Below are 19,738 nucleotides of genomic sequence, written 5' to 3'. Positions count from 1 at the left end.
TCGTGACTGCTTCCCAGGACCCCGCCGCCCCCGCCCCGCTGCGCATTGACACCTTCACGGTGACCGCCGAGACCGATTCGACGCCCGACAGCGCCCTCGCCCACTGGTTTGAGGCGATCCGCTTCGGGTTCCATGAGATAAGGACGGAGCCGGAGGACCTGTCGACCTACGCCGGCGCCTTCGCCTCCGACGGCCGCACCCTCTGGGGCGCCTACGACGACGCAGCGGGCACCCACGCCTGGGATCCCCGGATCCCGGTGGCAACCTACGGAACCATGATCAACACCCTGAACGTGGGGAACGGGCAGCTGATCGACGCGCACCTGATCACGGCCGTCACCGTGCGGCCCACCCACCGCCGCCGTGGCCTGCTCCGCCGGATGATGACCGCCGACCTCGAGGGGGCGGCGGCCAAGGGCTTCGCCGTCGCGGCGCTGACCGCGTCCGAGGCGACCATCTACGGACGGTTCGGTTTCGGCACGGCCACGTTCACCCGCAACATCGAGGTTGACGTGAAGGAACGATTCGCCCTCCGGCCGCCCGCCTATGGTGCCACCGAAGTGGTGTCGCCGGCGTCCGCCGCTGCCCTGTCCGAGCAGATCTTCGGCCGATTCCACCACGCGACCACTGGTTCCCTCGGCCGCCAGTTCTCCTACCCGCAGCGCGCATCGGGCCGGTGGGGTGAGGAGCGGCCCGTCGAGGACAAGGGTGTGCGAACCGCCGTCCACTACGACGATGACGGCCGGCCCGACGGCTATGTCTCCTACAAGTTCTCCGGCTGGGGGACCAACCCCTACACGATGAAGATCATCGATCTGGTGGCCGCCTCCGGCGCCGCCTACCTGGAACTGTGGCGGTATCTGGGATCGATCGACCTGATCGAGCGGATCACCTTCGACCTGGCTCCGGTCAATGACCCGCTGCCCTGGGCGCTGGAGGACCGTCGATGCTACAAACTGACCGGTGACGAGGATGTGCTCTGGCTGCGGATCCTCGACCCGGTGAAGGCGCTGGGAGCGCGCGGGTACCAGGGCACTGGCACGGTGACCCTGGAGATTGTCGATCCGCTCGGCTACGCCACCGGCCGGTACCGGTTGTCGGCCGCCGACGGAACGGGTGCGCTGACGCGCCTCGACGACGACGCCGAGACGCAGCTGCGCGTGGACGTCGCCGCGCTCGGATCGCTCTATCTCGGGGGTGTCCCCGCGCACACTCTGGCCGCGGTTGGTCACATTGCCGAGCAGGGCCCGGATGGGGACGGCAGCATCGCCGTCCTCGACCGGATCTTCCAGACGCCGTCGGACCCGTACTGTATTACCCACTTCTAGCCCGCACTGTATTACCCACTTCATTACCCACTTCGAAACCTTCTTTCGCCGGCGGTGGCGCTTTTGACCTGTGTTGTCGCAGGCGGCTAGACTAAACGGGCGTGTAATGCGCACTGCGAAACGGGTTATCCGACTGTTACTGGTTGGCCGTTTCCTCTCCAAAAGTCCACTTCCGGACGGGTTCCAGAAGAATCAGCAGGGTTTCCTGTTGGCTTGGCGGCGCCCGCCGGATCAACTAATCATCCACAACGGAGTCCCAACTACATGACCATCACCACCACCGAGAAGCCAGGTGCACCGCAGGTCGCGATCAACGACATCGGCACCGCTGAGGACTTCCTCGCAGCCATTGACGCCACCATCAAGTACTTCAACGATGGAGACCTCGTTGAAGGAACGGTCGTCAAGGTTGACCGCGACGAAGTTCTGCTCGACATCGGTTACAAGACCGAGGGTGTCATCCCTTCCCGTGAGCTGTCCATCAAGCACGATGTTGATCCCGGGGACGTTGTCTCCGTTGGCGATCAGGTCGAAGCCCTGGTGCTCACCAAGGAGGACAAAGAAGGCCGCCTGATTCTGTCCAAGAAGCGCGCTCAGTACGAGCGCGCTTGGGGCGACATCGAGAAGGTCAAGGAAGAAGACGGCGTCGTCACCGGTACGGTCATCGAGGTTGTCAAGGGTGGACTCATCCTCGACATCGGCCTCCGCGGCTTCCTGCCTGCGTCCCTGGTTGAAATGCGTCGTGTACGCGATCTGGCTCCGTACATCGGCCAGAAGATCGAAGCGAAAATCATCGAGCTGGACAAGAACCGCAACAACGTGGTCCTGTCCCGTCGTGCGTGGCTTGAGCAGACCCAGTCCGAGGTGCGTTCCACGTTCCTCAACAAGCTGGAAAAGGGCCAGGTTCGTCCCGGCGTTGTCTCCTCGATCGTCAACTTCGGTGCCTTCGTGGACCTCGGCGGCGTCGACGGACTCGTTCACGTCTCCGAGCTGTCCTGGAAGCACATCGACCACCCGTCCGAGGTTGTCGAAGTTGGCCAGGAAGTCACCGTTGAGGTGCTTGAGGTTGACCTGGACCGCGAGCGTGTTTCACTCTCGCTCAAGGCCACCCAGGAAGATCCATGGCAGACCTTCGCCCGCACCCACGCCCTTGGGCAGGTTGTTCCGGGTAAGGTCACCAAGCTGGTTCCGTTCGGCGCGTTTGTTCGTGTCGAAGACGGTATCGAAGGCCTCGTTCACATCTCCGAGCTGGCTGTCCGCCACGTGGAGCTGGCAGAGCAGGTTGTCTCGGTTGGAGACGAACTGTTCGTCAAGGTCATCGACATCGACCTCGAGCGTCGCCGGATCTCGCTCTCCCTCAAGCAGGCCAACGAGGGCGTCGATGCTGACAGCACCGAGTTCGATCCCGCTCTGTACGGTATGGCTGCCGAGTACGACGAAGAAGGCAACTACAAGTACCCCGAGGGCTTCGACCCAGAGTCGAACGAATGGCTCGAGGGTTACGACACCCAGCGCGCTACCTGGGAAGCTCAGTACGCTGAGGCCCAGTCACGCTGGGAAGCACACAAGAAGCAGGTTGTGCAGCACGCATCCGACGATGCAGCTGCGGCCAACGAGCCTGTCGAGTCCAGCTCGACCAGCTACTCGTCCGAGCCAGCCGCTGCTGAGAGCACCAACAACAGCAGCAGCAACAGCAACGTCGGCACGGGTACCCTCGCGTCAGACGAAGCACTTGCTGCACTGCGCGAAAAGCTGACCGGCAACTAGGTCCAGCGTTAGCATCTAAAAAAGGCCCCCACCGCGAGGTGGGGGCCTTTTTTGTGCCGGGAAGGGTGGCAGCTGGCAAGGCTTCCCGCCAGCCAGGGGCGGTGAATGGGACTGTCTAGACAGTCCCATTCACCGCGCCTGATCACTGGGACGGAGCGCCAGGTGCTCCAGCAGTGGGAACCGCATCGGGGCCGGGACCAGAAGCTGAATCACCGGCAACGGGGGGCTGCTGCGTGTCTGGATCCGCCCGTGCCTCGGCGTACGAAGGCTCCCGCAGCGCGCGGGTCCAGGCGTAAGTTTCTGACCCAGGTAGCGGATGACGGATCGGGTCAAAACGAAGACTCGACTGCTCGGGATCGTGGAGCAGCCTCAGGGTGCCGAACCTGATCCACGAACCCAGTGGCCGGCTGAAACACAGTGCGAGCTCCAGCGGTCGCTTCGCCAGTCCGGTGCGGAGGCCTACGGGTGTAGCGGGGAGGTTCCCGCCCGGGTCCAGCGGGAAGGCGCCCAGAAGCACCGCTGACTTATCCCCTTTATACGGCATGAGCGAGGTGAACGTGGCAGCCATAATGTTCTGCTGGGGGACCAGCACAAACCGGCCCGGGAACGATACGCCGGTTGATGCCAAGAGCACATCGAAGTGGTTGGCCCCGCTGGGGACACGGACGGCCAGGCCCAGGATGTCGGGACTCCAGCGGGGGAGTCCCACCGAACGGGACAGGCGGGCCCTGACCTTGTCCTCTCCCGGAGCGTCGATCCAGGAGATGCCGCTCGGGATCACCGGACCTGTGCGGGTGAGGGTCCCGTGCAGCATCACCCCGTCCGGGTGGATGGGCCGGTGCGGTCTGACCTTTTTAATCGCTGCGAACAGTCCGGCGAAACCGGAGCCGAGAGCTGCAGTGGGGCGCATGGGTCAGCCCCCGACCGTGGGGCGCTGGTCGGTGCCTTGAGAATCCGAGCCTCGCCGTGAGGCGAAGCGCTGCACTGCGTAGAGCGCGAGCCCTATCGCCAGGAGGAGAACCACGACGGTTTCGGCCAGCGACGCGAGGTCACCGGTGCTGCTGAGGACCAAAACGGCGGCAGTCGTCACGACAATCGCGGCCCCGGGGGTCCGGCGGTTCGGGAGTACCTGGCCGAGCACGGAGGGAAGCAGCCCCTGTTCTGCCCTGCCATAGGTAACCCGGCTGGCCATGATCATGGTGAGCAGCAAACGGTTGGCGACAGCGATGAGCGCGACGAGCCCGAAGATCCACTCCGGGATACCGAATCCGGTGGCGTTGACGACGCGCTGATCCCCTGCTTGAGTTTCGATGGTGACGGGCGCTGTGCTGTGGTGGACATGCCAGTAGTATATTGCAGAAAGTAAGCCTGCTGACTAGATGACTCTTTCGGGTGCCAAAGGCAGCACCGGATTAGGTCCGCGTTGACACCGTTACGGTGAATTTCGGGTTCCGCGCGGCCTGGCGGGTGGGCCCCACCAGTTGGGTCAGGGGCCCCCGGTACTGCAGGTGGCTGTTCCAGACCGTCCAGAGTTCGCCGCCCGGACGCAGGACCCACCCGGCGTCGGCGAACAGCTTCAGCGCGATTCCTGAGTGGACCGTGCCTTCCAGGTGGAAGGGCGGGTTCAGGACGATCAGGTCGGCTGACGACGCCGCCGCCAGGGACAGCGCGTCGTCACGCACCACGGTGATCCGGTCACCCACGCCGTTGGCTTCAGCGGTGGCCCGGGAGGATGCGACCGCCGACGCCGACTGGTCGGTTGCGGTGACCTGCAGGGTAGGCCGCGTCAGCGCCAGGTAGGCGGCGATCGTGCCGTTGCCCGACCCCAGGTCGATGGCGTGCCCTACTGACCGCGCAGCGGACAGGGCCGGAAGGAGGTAACGGGTACCCGCATCGAGCTTCGCCCCGCCAAAGGTGCTGCCGAACGCCCGCAGGATCAGCGGGGAAGCCAGGCCGACGTCGTGCTGCTCCTCGACGGGGAACCCGCTGACAGCGGATTGCACCGGCCCGGAGGCGGTCAGCACCCGGGACTTCTGGCGGGCCAGCCCCGCCGCTACGGAGCCGAAATGGCGGGCGAGCACGCCGTTCATCGCCGTGGTCATGTGTTTCACCCGGCCGCCCGCGAACACGCGGACATTGGGCGCGGCATGGCGGGCGATCGTCCAGGCGATTTCATCGAGCGCGGCCAGCGACCGGGGAAGTTGCAGCAGGACAATGCGGGCATCGGTCAGCAGCGCGCCGTCCAGCGGGTGGTGGGTGTACCTGTCGGGCAAACGTGTCGCTGTTGCATTGCGGGTCAGCGCGAGCTCCCCGGACAGCGGATCCTGGTGGGTGCGGATCCCCGTCGCACCGTGCAGCGCAGCAGTACCGAGTGTCAGCGCGCCATAGTGATCACCGATCACGACGACGGCCGCCGGATCCTCGCTGATAGCACTGCCGGCGGTGTCCAGGAGCAGACGGTCGGTGGCGTCGAACGCGAAGAGGTTGGGGGCCTCAACATCGGGAGCCCGCCGAAGGTTGTCGAAGGAAAAGTCAGTCACAGTCCACCCATTTCAGGTCTTGGAGTTCGGCGCCGGATTGCCCGGCGGTCAGGGAGGCGAGCCGGGCGGTGAAGTCACTCACCGAGGCTTCCCCGGCTGGCACGGCCACCTGGATCAGCGCACGGTCGGCGAGATAGTCGGTTCCCAGTATCCCGGTGCCAGCGGCTCGCAGATCATTTTCGACCCGACCGGCGTCGGCGTGGGCCACCGGGACCGTCAGCTGCTGGAGTAGTCGGCGCTGAACGGTTGGTGCAGCGTCCAGTGCCTGGGAAACGGCGTCCGAGTAGGCGCGGACCAGGCCGCCGGCACCCAACAGCACACCGCCGAAGTATCTCACCACCACCACGGCGAGGTCGCTCAGATCGGTGGCGCCCCCGGTGGTAACGCGTTTCAGGATGGCGTCCAGCATGGGTGCCCCAGCGGTCCCGGACGGCTCGCCGTCGTCGTTGGCCCGCTGAATTGACCGGTCCGGGCCGAGGACAAACGCGCTGAAGTGGTGGCGTGCATCGTGGAATTCCCGCCGCAGGTCGGTGACGAGTTGCCGCGCGCCATCCTCGGTGTCGGCGCGCCGGACGACCGCGACAAAACGGGACCGGCGAACCTCGGTCTCGTGGCGGTGTTCGCCCCGGACCGTCGTATATCCGGTTATTCCACTGTCGCTCACCGGATCAAGCATACGGGGCGGGCACTGCGAGTGATCCGCGTACTAGGGTGGGGGACATGCTCAGAATCGGCCTCACCGGCGGGATCGCCGCCGGGAAATCACTCGTCGCTCAACGTCTGGAAGAGCTCGGGGCGGTGCTGGTCGACGCGGATGTCCTGGCCCGGGAGGCCGTCGAGCCGGGATCGGCCGGGCTGGCGGCCGTCGTCGCGGAGTTCGGCGCGGAGATGCTCCTGCCCGACGGCGGCCTGAACCGGCCCGCCCTGGCGAAAGCCATCTTCGGGAACCCGTCGCGCCGGATGACCCTGAACTCCATCATCCATCCGCTGGTCCGCGACCGGGCGCGTGAGCTGACCGCCGCCGCTCCGCCGGACGCCGTCGTCGTGCAGGACATTCCCCTGCTCGTGGAGACCGGCCAGCAGCACCAGTTCCATCTGGTGGTAGTGGTCGATGCGTCCGACGAGGTGCGGTTGGGACGGCTGACCACCGACCGCGGGATGAGCGACGCCGACGCACGGGCCCGGATCGCGGCGCAGGCGACGCGGGCCGAGCGCGCCACCGCGGCCGACGTCGTCATCCCCAATGAGGGAACCACCGAAGAACTGCTGGCCGCGGTGGACCGGTTGTGGCGGGACCGGGTGGTCCCGTTCAACACCAACCTGGTCAGGGGTGTGCGTGCGGGACGGACCGGCGGGCCGCAGCTCAAGAAATACCGTGATGACTGGCCGGTGCAGGCGGAGCGGATCGCGGGCCGGCTGCGCCTGGCGGATCCCCTGGTGCTGGGAGTGGACCATATCGGCTCGACAGCGATTCCCGGCCTGCCGGCCAAGGACGTCATCGATCTGCAGGTCACCGTGGCGAGCCTGGCGGACGCCGACAGGATTGCAGACAGACTCACTGCGGCGGGTTTCCCCCTCGTCGAGGGCATTGTGCAGGATGAGCCGAAACCAGCCGCACCCGAGCCGGACCGGTGGGCGAAGCGACTGCACGCCAACGCCGACCCCGGACGCCCGGCGAATGTGCACGTCAGGGTCCAGGGCTCCCCGGGGTGGTGTTACGCGCTGTCCTTCCGGGACTGGCTGCGGTCCGATCCGGACGCCGCAGCCCGGTATCTGGCGGAGAAGGAACGCTGTGCGGCCGACCACGCTGGCGACCAGGGAACGGATGGCTACGCGCAGTGCAAAGAAGCCTGGTTCACCCAGGTTGCCGACCCCCTGCTGACCCGGTGGATCGCCGACACCGGCTGGCGGCCGGGACCGCCTTCCGCCGTCGGCTAAGTCACGGGCATGAGGACAGTAATTGTCCGGGGGAGGGTCTAACGTATTTATATGAGCCTTGCGCAGCAAATTAACCGGGTGGTCGCCCCGTTCGAAGTGATCAGTGATTTCAATCCGGCTGGCGACCAGCCGGCCGCGATCGCCGAGCTGAGCGAGCGGATCAAGGGTGGCGAAAAGGACGTGGTGCTCCTGGGTGCCACCGGCACCGGCAAGAGTGCGACGACGGCGTGGCTGATCGAGCAGGTCCAACGCCCCACCCTGGTGATGGTGCAGAACAAGACCCTCGCCGCACAGCTGGCCAACGAATTCCGTGAACTGCTGCCGAACAATGCCGTCGAGTACTTCGTCTCCTACTACGACTACTACCAGCCTGAAGCCTACGTACCGCAGACCGACACCTTCATTGAGAAGGACTCGTCGGTCAACGAGGAGGTGGAGCGGCTCCGCCACTCGGCCACGAACGCCCTGCTGACCCGCCGGGACGTCATCGTCGTCGCCACGGTGTCCTGCATCTACGGACTGGGCACCCCCGAGGAGTACGTCGCCGGAATGGTCACGCTGGAGACCGGCCAGCAGATGAACCGGGATGACCTGCTGCGAAAGTTCGTGTCAATGCAGTACACCCGCAACGACATCGACTTCCACCGCGGCACGTTCAGGGTGCGCGGCGACACCGTCGAGATCATCCCGATGTATGAGGAGTTGGCGCTCCGCATCGAGTTCTTCGGCGACGAGGTCGAAAAGATCTACACCCTGCACCCCCTGACCGGTGAGATTGTCCGGGAAGAGACCGAGATGTACGTGTTCCCGGCATCGCACTATGTTGCGGGTCCGGAACGGATGAACCGCGCGGTCAAGCAGATCGAGGACGAGCTGCAGGTCCGGCTTGATGAGCTGGAGTCACAGAACAAGCTGGTCGAGGCGCAGCGCCTCCGGATGCGCACCACCTATGACCTGGAAATGATGCAGCAGATGGGGTTCTGCAACGGTATCGAGAACTATTCGCGGCACATTGACGGGCGCGGGCCGGGCTCGGCGTCGCACTGCCTCCTCGACTACTTCCCCGACGATTTCCTGCTGGTCGTGGATGAATCCCACGTGACCATCCCGCAGATCGGCGCCATGTATGAGGGGGACATGTCCCGAAAGCGCACCCTCGTGGACCACGGGTTCCGGTTGCCCTCCGCCATGGACAACCGGCCCCTGAAGTGGGACGAATTCCTCGAAAGGATCGGCCAGACGGTGTACCTGTCGGCGACGCCGGGCAAGTACGAGCTGGGCAAGTCCGACGGTTATGTGCAGCAGATCATCCGTCCGACCGGGCTGATCGACCCGGAGGTCGTGGTCAAGCCGAGCAAGGGCCAGATCGACGACCTGCTGGGCGAGATCCGCACCCGGGTGGAACGCAACGAACGCGTCCTGGTCACCACGCTCACCAAGCGGATGGCCGAGGATCTCACCGGCTACCTGCTGGAACACGGGGTGAAGGTGGAGTACCTGCACTCCGACGTCGACACCCTGCGCCGGGTCGAGCTGCTGCGCGAGCTGCGGCTCGGCACCTTCGACGTCCTGGTGGGCATCAACCTGCTCCGTGAGGGCCTCGACCTCCCCGAGGTCTCACTGGTCAGCATTCTTGACGCCGACAAGGAGGGGTTCCTGCGCAGCGCCACGTCCCTCATCCAGACGATCGGGCGTGCCGCCCGAAACGTTTCCGGCGAAGTGCACATGTACGCCGACCGGATCACCGATTCGATGGCCAAGGCGATTGACGAAACGAACCGGCGCCGCGAAATCCAGGTGGCCTACAACCTCAAGCACGGGGTGGACCCGCAGCCGCTGCGGAAGCGCATTGCCGACATCACCGATTCGATTGCCCAGGAGGACGCCGATACCCGGGCGCTGCTTGAAGAAACAGGCAGGAAACGCAAGGGTGGTAAGACTGCCAAGGGTGGGACTCCGGTCCGTCACGACGGGCTTGCAGCTGTGCCCGCGGAGGACCTGACTGACCTGATCAGCCAGCTCACCGACCAGATGCACTCCGCGGCAGCCGACCTGCACTTCGAGCTGGCCGCCCGGTTGCGCGACGAGGTGGGTGACCTCAAGAAGGAACTACGGCAGATGCAGACGGCCGGGCACGCCTAAACTCCATGACAGGTCGCCGCCCGCCCACCACCGGACCCTTCACCGAGATCCGGGTGCACGGGGTAGGAGACCATGACTACCTGAGCGCGCTGGGACGGCCCCGCGTCCGCCAGTTCAACTCCTGGGTGGAAACGGCCGACGCACCGGCGGTCCCACAGCACCGGCTGAGGATCATCAACTGGTCGCGGTCGAACCGCCGGAACACCGGGTTCCTCTGGTACCTGGCGTTCCCCTTCACCCTGGCCAATGTGGCGGGGCGCATGCACACCGTCGGTCCAGCTGGGGTGGGCGGCCCTCTGTTACGGATGTGCGTCGGCCTGGTGGGACTTGTCCTCACCGTCAGCCAGTTGGCCTGGCTGGTGGTGCTTGGCGAAACCGTGCTGCGCCACCTTCCGCCGGAAGTCAGCGGATCGGCCGCGGGAAGGACGACGGCGATCGTCGCCGCAGTCGGCCTCGCCGGTTGGCTGCTTTACCGGTGGCGGGCGGTCATCAGCCGCCAGGCCGAGGGGCGCCAGCAGGCAGGGAGCCACAGCGAGGGGAGGCGTCAGGGAGGGAGCCACACCGAGGGGCGCCAGCAGGGAGAGCAGAGTCTCCCCGACGCCCGGGGTGTCTTCACCCACCTCGGGCTGATCATGGGCGCAGGATTGGCCGTCGCCTGGCTCCGTCCAGCGCAGCTGGCCTACGGCGGGTGGCCTTCCGTCGCCACCCCCATTTCTGCCAACGCTTCCAGTCAGGTGCCCACCCTGGAGCGGCTGGACGCGATGGCCCTCTGGATGGCGCTCAGCACTGGGGTTGCTGTCCTCGCCGCGACGCTCCTGCTGGTCCGCTATTGGGCGGCGCGTCCGGAAGACCGCCGTGCCCCGGAGGCCGCGGCGGGGGTGCTGCTGGTGGCGGCGGTCCTGCTGCTGCACAGTGTGACGTCCCTGCTGCGCATGGTGCTCGACAACATTCTGGTGTACATCACCGGCCTTTTCGGCGCGTCCAGTGCGGACGGCCCCACCCCTGCCCGCAACACGAGCCACGCGATCCTGCTCGCCTACGACAGCACCGCCGAGGCAGGGGACAGCCGGCTCGATCTTTTCCCCTTCCTTGCGCTGATCGTCGTGGCGGCCGTTGCCCTCGCCGCCGCCGTCGTCCTCTCACTCACCCGGACTCTGGGCCTCCGTGCACTGTGGGGGACCCCGGTGCAGCGGGCCCGGTGGCTCCACCGCCTGACCGCGGGCGCGCCCACGCTGGTGCCCCGGATCCTGCCCGCGGCAGGACTGTTGGCCGCCGCCGGGATCGCCGCTGCGGTCACCCTCGGGGAGGGACGGTTGGGCGGTCCGTGGCTCGCACTGGCCATTCTTGCGCTCCACCTGGCGGGCGCTGCCGTGATCCTGGTGCTGTTGCTCGGCCAGCTCGCACCGGTTCGCAACGTGCTGGGGAAAATCGCCGACATTGCCGGCTTCTGGCCCATCCGTGACCACCCACTCGCCGGGGTCTCCTACCGCGATGCGGTAGTGGAGGGTATCCGGGCCGAAACCCGGCGGGCCGACGTCGGGCAAGTGGTGCTGGTGGCGCATAGCCAAGGTTCAGTGATCTGCGCATGGCTCCTGGCCCACACGCCGAGATCGGACGCCAGTAGTCCCCTCCTGGTCACCGCCGGCTCACCGCTGGCCTCCCTGTACGGTGCGTTCTTTCCCGCCTACTTCAACGATGACCTCTTTCGGCGTATCAGCAGCAACACCGCCGGCCGGGGCTGGGTGAATCTCTGGCGGGATACCGACCCGATTGGGACAGCCGTCCCGTGCGCCGACAACCGGCAGCTCGCTGACCCTGACGCTGTCGGGGTACTCCGTGGGCACGATGACTATTGGACGGCCGCCCAGTTGACCGAGGAAATTGAAAGGTTACGGCTGTCATTTCCTGATCCGAGAGGTGGTTAGGCTACGATGATGCGGACGTAGGGGAGTATCCCGAAGCGCTACGAACGTCAACACGCAGGGCATCGTTGCCCTGCCGGGCGTAGCGGCCGACTGGCAGATGCCGCGGCGGAGAGACTTGCGGACACCGCTGCACCCTCCGAAAGGTCTTTCATGCCCGAACCCACACTGGAGTTGCCGCTGGCTTTCGAGGTCGGCACATTCATTGTGCTTGGCCTCATCCTTCTCTTCGACCTGCTCCTGGTGGTCAAGCGCCCCCACGAGCCGTCCATGAAGGAAGCCGGCCTCTGGGTCACGTTCTACGTGTCCCTCGCCCTGGTCTTCGCCGTCCTGATGTTTATCTTCACCGGCCCTGACTACGGCGGCCAGTTTGTGGCCGGCTGGGTCACCGAGTACAGCCTCAGCATCGATAACCTGTTCGTGTTCATCATCATCATGGCCCGGTTCTCGGTACCCCGGAAATACCAGCAGGAAGTACTGATGGTGGGCATCATCATTGCGCTGGTCCTCCGCGGTATCTTCATCCTCCTGGGCGCCGCATTGATCAGCAACTTCAGCTGGATCTTCTACATCTTCGGCGTTTTCCTGCTTTACACGGCCTATCAGCAGGCCAAGGACAGTGGTGAGGATGAGGAGCATGGCAGCGAGAACAAGCTGATCGGCAACCTCCGTAATGTCCTGCCGATGACCGACAAGTACGACGGCAACAAGATCCGCACCGTGGTTGACGGCCGGAAAGTCTTCACCCCGATGCTCATCGTGTTCGTCACGATCGGCCTCACCGACCTGCTCTTCGCCGTTGACTCCATCCCGGCCATCTTCGGTCTGACCGAGAGCGCGTTCATCGTCTTCACGGCCAACATCTTCGCCCTGATGGGTCTGCGTCAGCTCTACTTCCTGCTCGGTGGACTGATGACCCGCCTGATCTACCTGAAGCACGCACTCTCGGTGATCCTCGCGTTCATCGGCATCAAGCTGATCCTCCACGCCATGCACGAGAACGAGCTTCCATTCATCAACGGCGGGCAGCACATCGAGTGGGCACCGATCATCCCGACGTTTGTGTCGTTGGGCATCATCCTCGGGACCATCGTGATCGCCGTCGTCCTGAGCCTGCTCAGCCCGAAGGCCGAGCAGGCTGCCATCGACGCCCAGCTGGAAGAGGATGCCCGCAAGGCCCGCGCGGCCGACGTCGACAGCTAGCCTCCTCGGCTCTACCAAACGATCAGCGCGCCGCCCCGGCCCGCCAGCACCGCAATTCCGGGACTGGCGGGCCGGCTGCGTATCGGGGCAGCTACTTTTAGGCCGGGTCCGGCATCGGTCCGTTCACTGACTGATCCGGCTAGGCACGCCCGTTCACTGACACATCCGGTCAGGCGAGCGATCCGGTCACTGACCCATCCGGCCAGGCACGCCACCCGGTCAGGCGGGCCATCCGGTCATACCCAGTAGCCGGTTGAAGATCGCTTCGCCGTCGTCGGAGATTCCGTCGTGGTGGAAGTCGGCTGTTTCCCATGCCCGCAAACCGTTGACAGCCCGTGCTGTCTCCATCGACAGACCGTGGTCCACGTAGATGTCCTCCTGATACACGGCGGCGGCGGCAGGAACGGTGTTCCGTGCCAGCTGGTCGACGTCGTACAGGGGGCCCCAGTCGGTCCTGGCGGCTAGGAGGTCGGCGGTTTCCCGCAACGGGGCCAACGCGGGGTCCTGTTGGAAGTACCAGGGGTAGACCATCTCACCGGTCAGGAGGAGCTCGTCAGCGGTGGGAAGGAACTGGGGATAGGCGGCCAGGACCCGGTCCGCGGACCAGGCGGAGGCCGCACCCTGACAGTAGATCGACTCGTGTAACAGTGCGTACAGCGGGTTGGAGGACCGGCTGACCTGCGCCCACACCGCGTCGAGGAACACGTCGGAGAGTCGATCGCCCTCAGGGGCCGCGACGAAGGCGTCCGCCAGGAGATAGTGGAGCGCGTCGACGCGGGTATTGCCGCCCAGGAACGAGCCGATCATCTGGAGGCGTTCGACAGTGAGCCGTTCACCGGTCGGGAGCCGCTCGTCGACGGCGGCGACGTGCCGGGCGATCCGGGTGAGGATGTTCCGATCCCCGGGGTACCTGGCAAAATACTCCCTGTTCCGTGCCTCGACGAGCCGGTAGGTGGCTGCATAGACCCGGTCGGGTGACCCTTCGAGCGGTGCGAGCCCACCAGTGATCAGGGCCCGGTCCATGCCCTCCGGGGCGAAAGAGAGGTACGTCAGGGCGCAGAAACCTCCGAAGCTTTGACCGAAGACCGTCCAGGGCGCTCCGACCAGCTGACGGCGGATCAGTTCAGCATCCGCAACAATCGAGTCGGCCCGGAAGTGCGTGAGGTACTCGGCCTGGGCTGCGGCGTCGCCGCGGGTCGGCAGCGTCCTGGCATCCGCCGGAGTGGACCGGCCGGTGCCCCGCTGATCAAGCATCAAAATCCTGAAGTGTTTGGCCGCTGCTTTCATCCAGCCACCCAGCTGGGTCACCCTGGCGCCGCGGCCGCCGGGGCCGCCCTGCAGGAACAGCAGCCAGGGCAGCCCGGCAACGTCGTCGTGATCCAGGGAGCTGTACTCGCGGGCGAAGACGGTGATGGTTTCGCCGTCGGGCTCGCTGTGGTCCAACGGGACGGTGAAGTGGTGACCGGTGGTGCGGGCACCGTGCATCAGGTGGGTGGTACCGGGCTGATGGGGGACAACGTCGGCCTCTGGCTGAGCACTCACGTGGTGGAACCGCTGGCGACGGCTGTGAGGGCGGGGCCGGTGAGGCGGTAGGTAGTCCACTCGTCCTGGGGGAAGGCGCCGAGGCTGTCGTAGAAGCTGATGGACGGTTCGTTCCAGTTGAGGACCGACCATTCGACCCGGGCGTAACCGCGCTCGGCGGCGATGCGTGCCAGGTTCTGCAGGAGTGCCTTGCCGTGGCCTTCGCCCCGGGCTTCGGGCCGGACATACAAGTCCTCAAGGTAGATCCCGTTGACGCCCTCCCAGGTGGAGTAGTTCAGGAACCAGAGCGCAAAACCCTGAATGGCACCATCTGATTCGGCGACGTGGGCGAACACTGCCGGTGAGTCGCCGAAGAGGGCCTGGTTGAGATGCTCGGGTGTGTTCCTGACGGCGTCGGGTTCCTTCTCGTAGATGGCCAGGTCATGGATGAGCTGGAGGATAGTGGGTACATCCTCCGGGCGGGCGTCTCGGATAGTCATGTCTTCAACCCTAGCGATTCCGCTGGCGGCCGGTAGCCCAGGGGCAGCGTGCGGGAATTCTGGAGAGGCTCGAACCTGCACCTCGCCTGAACCTGTCGTTCAACGGGAGCGATGATGGTTACGTCGACGGGTTGCTTGACGGGTCGCTTAAGGGGGTGCTTGACGGGTTGTTTCGGAGGCCCGACATCAGGGCAGTTTGAGCCGTGCGCGAGGGCCGTTTGAAGGCTGCCAAAGCGATGCCAGAGCAGAATCACCTGCCCAGAAAAAAGATCCAAAAGTTTCTTGGGCACCCCTCGATCGCCCCTTATTTTGTCAGTGCCGGGTGATGGAATTGAGGTATGGAAAGCAGTGAAGCTTCTTCTCCCGGACCGGGATCATCCCCCGATTCTGGCGCGGATTCTGCTTCCGATAGCGGGACTCCGGATACTTCCACGGAGACAGCTGGGGAGACGTCCGGGGATACGTCCGGGGAGACGTCCACTGGGTCTTCCACCGGGTCTTCCTCGGGGTATGGGCCGGCTGGTCCGTTGGGTGTCGAGTCGGTGTGGACGGCCCCGGTAGTTGAGCAGCCCAGGCCCACCGCCGCCACGGACCCCGCTGAGGACGACGCTGATCCGAACCAAGGGGAGACTGCCGAGTCCGATTCAACAGGGCCAGAATCAACGGAGTCAGATTCAACAGAGTCTGAATCTACAGAGTCTGATTCGGCGTGGTTGTTCTCTGAATCGTGGGGTTCCTTTCACCTGGGAGGCGACCCGGATGAACGGGTCCGCTCCAGCAGTGCACCTCCCGCACTGACTGGGCAGCTTCAACTGGCGGCGGTGGGTGGTTTGGATGCCTGTCAGGCGTTGGACACGTTGAAAGACATCGACGAAGCACGGTCCTGGCTCGACGCCCAGGAAGCCAAGATTGTTACCCGGGTCCTGAACCTGCAAACCGAACAAACCCGCCACGACCCCCGAGGTTGGGGTTACGAAACAACCCTTACCGCTAGTGAGGTTGGGGCGGCGTTGCACCTGCCGGACCGGACGGCGGGGTTCCTGGTCGAGCACAGCACCCTGTTGACCCGGTACTACCCGGCCACCCTGGAGGCATTGGAGGCCGGGAAACTCAGCCGGCGGCACGCCTGGGCCGTGGTGGAGGAAGCCACCAGCATCCCCGACACCGACCCGGCGGTCACCGCCGCCTTCGAGGACCGGCTGATCGAAATGGCGTCCCTGACGACCGTGGTGAAGTTTCGGCAGCAGGCGAACCGGCTCCGGGAAAAACTCCACCCCGAAACGATCACTACCAGGCACAAGAGAGCCGTGAAGGAGCGCGGGGTGTACTTGACCCCTTCCTATGACGGGATGGCGTGGCTCGAAGCCTATCTCCCGGTTGATCAGGCTGCCGGGATCTTCCACCGCGTAGACACCGCCGCCCGCGCATTCCAAGGCCCCGACGAACCCCGGACCCTCACCCAGTTACGCGCCGACGTCCTCACCGATGTCCTGACCAGCGCAGGCGCCACCGACGGTGCCGATGCAGCGGGTGGGTTGGCCGGCCGTGGTGGTGCAGGTGCTTACTGGGGTGTGCAGGCGAAGGTATTCGTCACCGTCCCCGTGATGACCCTCCTCGGCGGGGACACCCCCGGTGAACTCGAAGGGTACGGGCCGATCGACCCCGACACTGCCAGGAAACTCGCCGGGCACGCACCATCTTTCACGAGGATCCTCACCCACCCCTTCACCGGTGCCAGACTCGGTGCCGACGCCACCACCTACCGGGTCCCCCAAGACCTCAAGGACGCAGTCAGAGTGCGGGACCGGACCTGCCGGCACCCCGGGTGTAACCGGTTGGCGGTGTTCTGCGAACTCGACCACACAAAGCCTTGGTCACAAGGCGGGAAAACCAGCTACGGCAACCTGGCAGCGTTGTGTAAACGCCACCACAAGCTCAAATCCGAGGGCTACTGGCACTACCGACAACCTGAGCCAGGAATGATCATCGCCATCTCACCCATGGGCGAAACCTACCTCACCCGACCAGACCCACCACCGGCACCACAGGACGACCCGCCACCCTTCTAACCAGATTCGCCTCTCCATCGTGTAGCGCTCTGTGGCCCTGCTCGTGTATGGCTCTGTTCAGATCATGCATAGGTTCAGATCATGCATAGGAAGTCTGGCCGGAAGGGCTGAGAAGGTCGGGCCGGAAGGCCTGTGGCTGGAGCGAACCCGCCTCTGTGTCCCAACCGCGGACACCCTGGACCCGCTAGGAGTTCCAGACCAGCGAGCCCCAGGCCAGTGCGGTCCAGGCCAGCTAGGAAACCCAGTCCAGCTAGGGCGCCCCGACTCCGGTCACCGTGACCACGGGGACGCCGGCCTCGTCGGAGGCCGCCAGATCGATGACGGCATTGATGCCCCAGTCGTGGTTGCCGAACGGGTCCTTGAAGATCTGGCGGACCTTCCAGCTGCCGGGCACCTTCTCGATGATCAGCAGGGCTGGACCGCGGGCCTCGGGGCCGTCGTCGATATCTTCGTAGTCGCCGAAGTAGCCATCGAGGGCTTCAGTCCACCGATCGGTGTCCCACCCGGAGGCACCGTCGAGGGCACCCAGCGCCACGTCGTCCTCGTCGGCAAAGAGCTTGACCCGGTGGAACATCTCGTTGCGGACCATCACCCGGAAGGCACGCTCGTTGGAGGTTACGGAGTCGGGTTCCGGCGGCAGATCAACGGTGGTGTCGCCGTCGGGTCGTCCGCCGGCGGCCAAGAGCTCCCACTCCTCGAGCAGGCTGGAGTCGACCTGGCGGATCAGTTCGCCAAGCCACTCGATGATGTCGGTGAGGTCTTCCCGGAGGGCCTCGGTGGGAACAGTTTGGCGCAGTGCCTTGTAGCAGTCGGCGAGGTAACGCAGGAGGATGCCCTCGGACCGGGTCAGTGAGTAGAAGGCAATGTACTCGCCGAAGTTCATAGCCCGCTCGTACATGTCCCGGACCACCGACTTCGGGGTCAGCTCAAAGTCGCCCAGCCAGGGAGCGCCGCTGCGGTAGACGTCGAACGCCTGGAACAGCAGCTCCGCCATCGGCTGCGGGTAGGTGACTTCCTCGAGGAGCGCCATCCGCTGGTCATACTCGATGCCGTCGGCCTTCATGGCGCCGATCGCCTCGCCGCGGGCCTTCTTCTCCTGGGCGTTGAGGACCTGGCGTGGCTTCTCCAGCGTCGCCTCGATCACCGAGACCACATCCAGCGCGTAGGTGGGACTCTCGGGGTCGAGCAGCTCCAGGCTGGCCAGCGCAAACGGGGACAGCGGCTGGTTCAGTGCGAAGTTGGCCTGTAGGTGCACCTTGAGACGGATCGAGCGTCCGTCGGCATCGGGCTCGGGAAGCCGCTCAACAATGCCGGCAGTGACCAGCGACCGGTAAATACCGATGGCTTTGCGGGTCAGCTGCAGCTGGGATGCGCGGGTCTCATGGTTTTCATTGAGCAACCGCTGCGCCGCCGAGAACGGGTTGCCGGGACGTTCCAGCAGGTTCAGGAGCATCGAATGGCTGACGGCGAAGCTCGACGTGAGCGGTTCGGGCGTGCCAGCGGCCAACCGCTCGTAGGTGGGCTTGCCCCACGAGACGAAACCGGTGGGCGGCTTCTTCCGGACCACCTGGCGGAGCTTCTTCTGGTCGTCACCAAACTTGCCGACGGCCTTGGCCATGGCCCGCGTGTTCTCAACGACGTGGTCGGGGGCCTGCACGACGACGGTTCCCGCCGTGTCATACCCGGCCCGCCCGGCACGGCCGGCGATCTGATGGAACTCGCGGGCGTTGAGCAAACGGGTGCGGACGCCGTCGTACTTGCTGAGCGCTGTCAACAGGACGGTGCGGATGGGGACGTTGATGCCCACGCCCAGCGTGTCGGTTCCGCAGATGACCTTCAGCAGCCCGGCCTGCGCCAGCTGCTCGACCAACCGGCGGTACTTGGGAAGCATGCCGGCGTGGTGGACGCCGATACCGTGCCGGACGAGCCGGTTCAGCGTCTTTCCGAAGCCGGAGGAGAACCGGAACGTGGCGATCAGATCGGCGATCCTGTCCTTCTCCTCCCGGGAGCAGACGTTGACGCTCATCAGGTTCTGCGCCCGCTCGATGGCCTCCGCCTGGCTGAAATGCACCACGTACACCGGCGCCTGCCGGGTACTGAGTAGCTCCTCCAAGGACTCCTGGACGGTCGTCTCGACGTAGTAGAAGTGCAGGGGAATGGGGCGTTCGGCGCTACTGATGGTGGTGCTGGCGCGGCCGGTGAGCTCCGTCAGCGCCTCCTCGAAGCGGGTCATGTCACCGAGTGTCGCCGACATCAGCAGGAACTGGGCCTGCGGCAGCTCCAGCAGCGGGACCTGCCAGGCCCAGCCGCGCTGCGGGTCGGAGTAGAAGTGGAACTCGTCCATGATGACTGTGCCGACGTCGGCCTGTGCACCCTCACGGAGGGCAATATTCGCCAGGATCTCGGCCGTGCAGCAGATGATGGGGGCGTCCTGGTTCACTCCCGAGTCGCCGGTGATCATGCCGACGTTCTCGGCGCCGAACGTCTCGCAGAGGGCGAAGAACTTCTCGGACACGAGCGCCTTGATCGGCGCCGTGTAGTAACTACGCTTGCCGCGGGCGATGGCGTCGAAGTGGGCGGCCACAGCGACCAGCGACTTCCCGGAGCCGGTGGGCGTCGCGAGGATCACGTTGTTGCCCGAGACCAGCTCAAGCACCGCCTCGTCCTGCGCCGGGTACAGGTTCATTCCCTCGCTGGTTGTCCACGCGAGGAACGCGCTGTAGACATCGTCGGCCTGGTCCGTGCCTGCGGGGAGGTGTTCCTGGATTCTCATAGGACTCCAGCCTATCCGTTGCCGCCCTACCGGGG

The 19,738-nt window shown here is 65.3% G+C and carries 14 protein-coding genes; 7 read left to right on the top strand and 7 right to left on the bottom strand.

Features of this window, described 5'->3' with window-relative positions:
* Nucleotides 1–2: 2 nt before the first annotated feature.
* Both H4V95_RS09720 and rpsA read left to right on the top strand, forming a co-directional pair.
* Nucleotides 3–1,328 (top strand): GNAT family N-acetyltransferase, encoded by a 1,326-nt coding sequence (locus tag H4V95_RS09720; RefSeq protein WP_209730117.1) that lies wholly within the window; start codon nucleotides 3–5, stop codon nucleotides 1,326–1,328.
* A 264-nt stretch (nucleotides 1,329–1,592) separates the two neighbouring features.
* On the top strand, nucleotides 1,593–3,095 hold the full coding sequence (gene rpsA / locus H4V95_RS09715) for a 30S ribosomal protein S1 (protein WP_196866852.1): 1,503 nt from the start codon (nucleotides 1,593–1,595) through the stop codon (nucleotides 3,093–3,095).
* 142 nt (nucleotides 3,096–3,237) lie between these two features.
* On the opposite strand, the gene H4V95_RS09710 is transcribed toward rpsA, so the two are convergent.
* From H4V95_RS09710 to H4V95_RS09695, 4 genes are all read right to left on the bottom strand, one after another.
* The gene (locus H4V95_RS09710; protein ID WP_209730115.1) at nucleotides 3,238–4,005 is read right to left on the bottom strand and encodes a hypothetical protein; all 768 of its coding nucleotides are present in this window, start codon (nucleotides 4,003–4,005) and stop codon (nucleotides 3,238–3,240) included.
* A 3-nt stretch (nucleotides 4,006–4,008) separates the two neighbouring features.
* Complete coding sequence (locus tag H4V95_RS09705; RefSeq protein ID WP_209730113.1) at nucleotides 4,009–4,287, bottom strand: APC family permease; 279 nt, start codon at nucleotides 4,285–4,287, stop codon at nucleotides 4,009–4,011.
* Nucleotides 4,288–4,507: 220 nt separating this feature from the next.
* Complete coding sequence (locus tag H4V95_RS09700) at nucleotides 4,508–5,635, bottom strand: methyltransferase (protein WP_209730111.1); 1,128 nt, start codon at nucleotides 5,633–5,635, stop codon at nucleotides 4,508–4,510.
* Entirely contained in the window at nucleotides 5,628–6,299 is a 672-nt protein-coding gene (locus H4V95_RS09695) for an IMPACT family protein (protein ID WP_395939832.1), read from the bottom strand. Before H4V95_RS09695 ends, H4V95_RS09700 begins: the two co-directional genes overlap by 8 nt.
* A gap of 56 nt (nucleotides 6,300–6,355) precedes the next feature.
* Between H4V95_RS09695 and coaE the strand changes: the two genes are divergently transcribed.
* The 4 genes from coaE (at nucleotide 6,356) to H4V95_RS09675 (ending at nucleotide 12,840) form a co-directional block, all read left to right on the top strand.
* Nucleotides 6,356–7,573 carry a dephospho-CoA kinase gene (gene coaE, locus H4V95_RS09690; protein WP_209730107.1) on the top strand — a complete coding sequence of 406 codons (1,218 nt, stop codon included), beginning with the start codon at nucleotides 6,356–6,358 and terminating at the stop codon, nucleotides 7,571–7,573.
* 51 nt (nucleotides 7,574–7,624) lie between these two features.
* The gene (gene uvrB / locus H4V95_RS09685) at nucleotides 7,625–9,715 is read left to right on the top strand and encodes an excinuclease ABC subunit UvrB (RefSeq protein WP_196866858.1); all 2,091 of its coding nucleotides are present in this window, start codon (nucleotides 7,625–7,627) and stop codon (nucleotides 9,713–9,715) included.
* A gap of 5 nt (nucleotides 9,716–9,720) precedes the next feature.
* Complete coding sequence (locus tag H4V95_RS09680) at nucleotides 9,721–11,640, top strand: hypothetical protein (protein ID WP_196866859.1); 1,920 nt, start codon at nucleotides 9,721–9,723, stop codon at nucleotides 11,638–11,640.
* A gap of 150 nt (nucleotides 11,641–11,790) precedes the next feature.
* Entirely contained in the window at nucleotides 11,791–12,840 is a 1,050-nt protein-coding gene (locus H4V95_RS09675) for a TerC family protein (protein ID WP_196866860.1), read from the top strand.
* 219 nt (nucleotides 12,841–13,059) lie between these two features.
* Here the strand turns inward: H4V95_RS09675 and H4V95_RS09670 are convergent, their stop codons facing one another.
* Both H4V95_RS09670 and H4V95_RS09665 read right to left on the bottom strand, forming a co-directional pair.
* Nucleotides 13,060–14,325, bottom strand: a complete 1,266-nt coding sequence (locus H4V95_RS09670; RefSeq protein ID WP_209731329.1) for an alpha/beta fold hydrolase — start codon at nucleotides 14,323–14,325, stop codon at nucleotides 13,060–13,062.
* A 53-nt stretch (nucleotides 14,326–14,378) separates the two neighbouring features.
* Nucleotides 14,379–14,861: a GNAT family N-acetyltransferase gene (locus tag H4V95_RS09665; RefSeq protein ID WP_209730105.1), complete on the bottom strand. Its 483-nt coding sequence runs from the start codon at nucleotides 14,859–14,861 to the stop codon at nucleotides 14,379–14,381.
* An 821-nt stretch (nucleotides 14,862–15,682) separates the two neighbouring features.
* Here H4V95_RS09665 and H4V95_RS09660 point away from each other — a divergent pair.
* Nucleotides 15,683–16,930, top strand: a complete 1,248-nt coding sequence (locus H4V95_RS09660; RefSeq protein ID WP_312884092.1) for a DUF222 domain-containing protein — start codon at nucleotides 15,683–15,685, stop codon at nucleotides 16,928–16,930.
* Nucleotides 16,931–17,180: 250 nt separating this feature from the next.
* Here H4V95_RS09660 and H4V95_RS09655 read toward each other — a convergent pair whose 3' ends face one another.
* On the bottom strand, nucleotides 17,181–19,703 hold the full coding sequence (locus tag H4V95_RS09655) for an RNA helicase (RefSeq protein WP_209730103.1): 2,523 nt from the start codon (nucleotides 19,701–19,703) through the stop codon (nucleotides 17,181–17,183).
* Nucleotides 19,704–19,738 lie beyond the last annotated feature (35 nt).

Source organism: Arthrobacter sp. CAN_C5, assembly GCF_017875735.1.
Taxonomy (GTDB): domain Bacteria; phylum Actinomycetota; class Actinomycetes; order Actinomycetales; family Micrococcaceae; genus Arthrobacter_D.
This window is presented reverse-complemented; position numbering and strand designations above follow the sequence as displayed.

Bases quoted from the DNA above. Each gene is read 5' to 3' on its own strand.
- rpsA (WP_196866852.1), top strand. From the start codon at position 1,593: ATGACCATCACCACCACCGAGAAGCCAGGTGCACCGCAGGTCGCGATC.
- H4V95_RS09710 (WP_209730115.1), bottom strand. From the start codon at position 4,005: ATGCGCCCCACTGCAGCTCTCGGCTCCGGTTTCGCCGGACTGTTCGCA.
- H4V95_RS09705 (WP_209730113.1), bottom strand. From the start codon at position 4,287: ATGGCCAGCCGGGTTACCTATGGCAGGGCAGAACAGGGGCTGCTTCCC.
- coaE (WP_209730107.1), top strand. From the start codon at position 6,356: ATGCTCAGAATCGGCCTCACCGGCGGGATCGCCGCCGGGAAATCACTC.
- uvrB (WP_196866858.1), top strand. From the start codon at position 7,625: ATGAGCCTTGCGCAGCAAATTAACCGGGTGGTCGCCCCGTTCGAAGTG.
- H4V95_RS09680 (WP_196866859.1), top strand. From the start codon at position 9,721: ATGACAGGTCGCCGCCCGCCCACCACCGGACCCTTCACCGAGATCCGG.
- H4V95_RS09675 (WP_196866860.1), top strand. From the start codon at position 11,791: ATGCCCGAACCCACACTGGAGTTGCCGCTGGCTTTCGAGGTCGGCACA.
- H4V95_RS09670 (WP_209731329.1), bottom strand. From the start codon at position 14,325: ATGCACGGTGCCCGCACCACCGGTCACCACTTCACCGTCCCGTTGGAC.
- H4V95_RS09665 (WP_209730105.1), bottom strand. From the start codon at position 14,861: ATGACTATCCGAGACGCCCGCCCGGAGGATGTACCCACTATCCTCCAG.
- H4V95_RS09655 (WP_209730103.1), bottom strand. From the start codon at position 19,703: ATGAGAATCCAGGAACACCTCCCCGCAGGCACGGACCAGGCCGACGAT.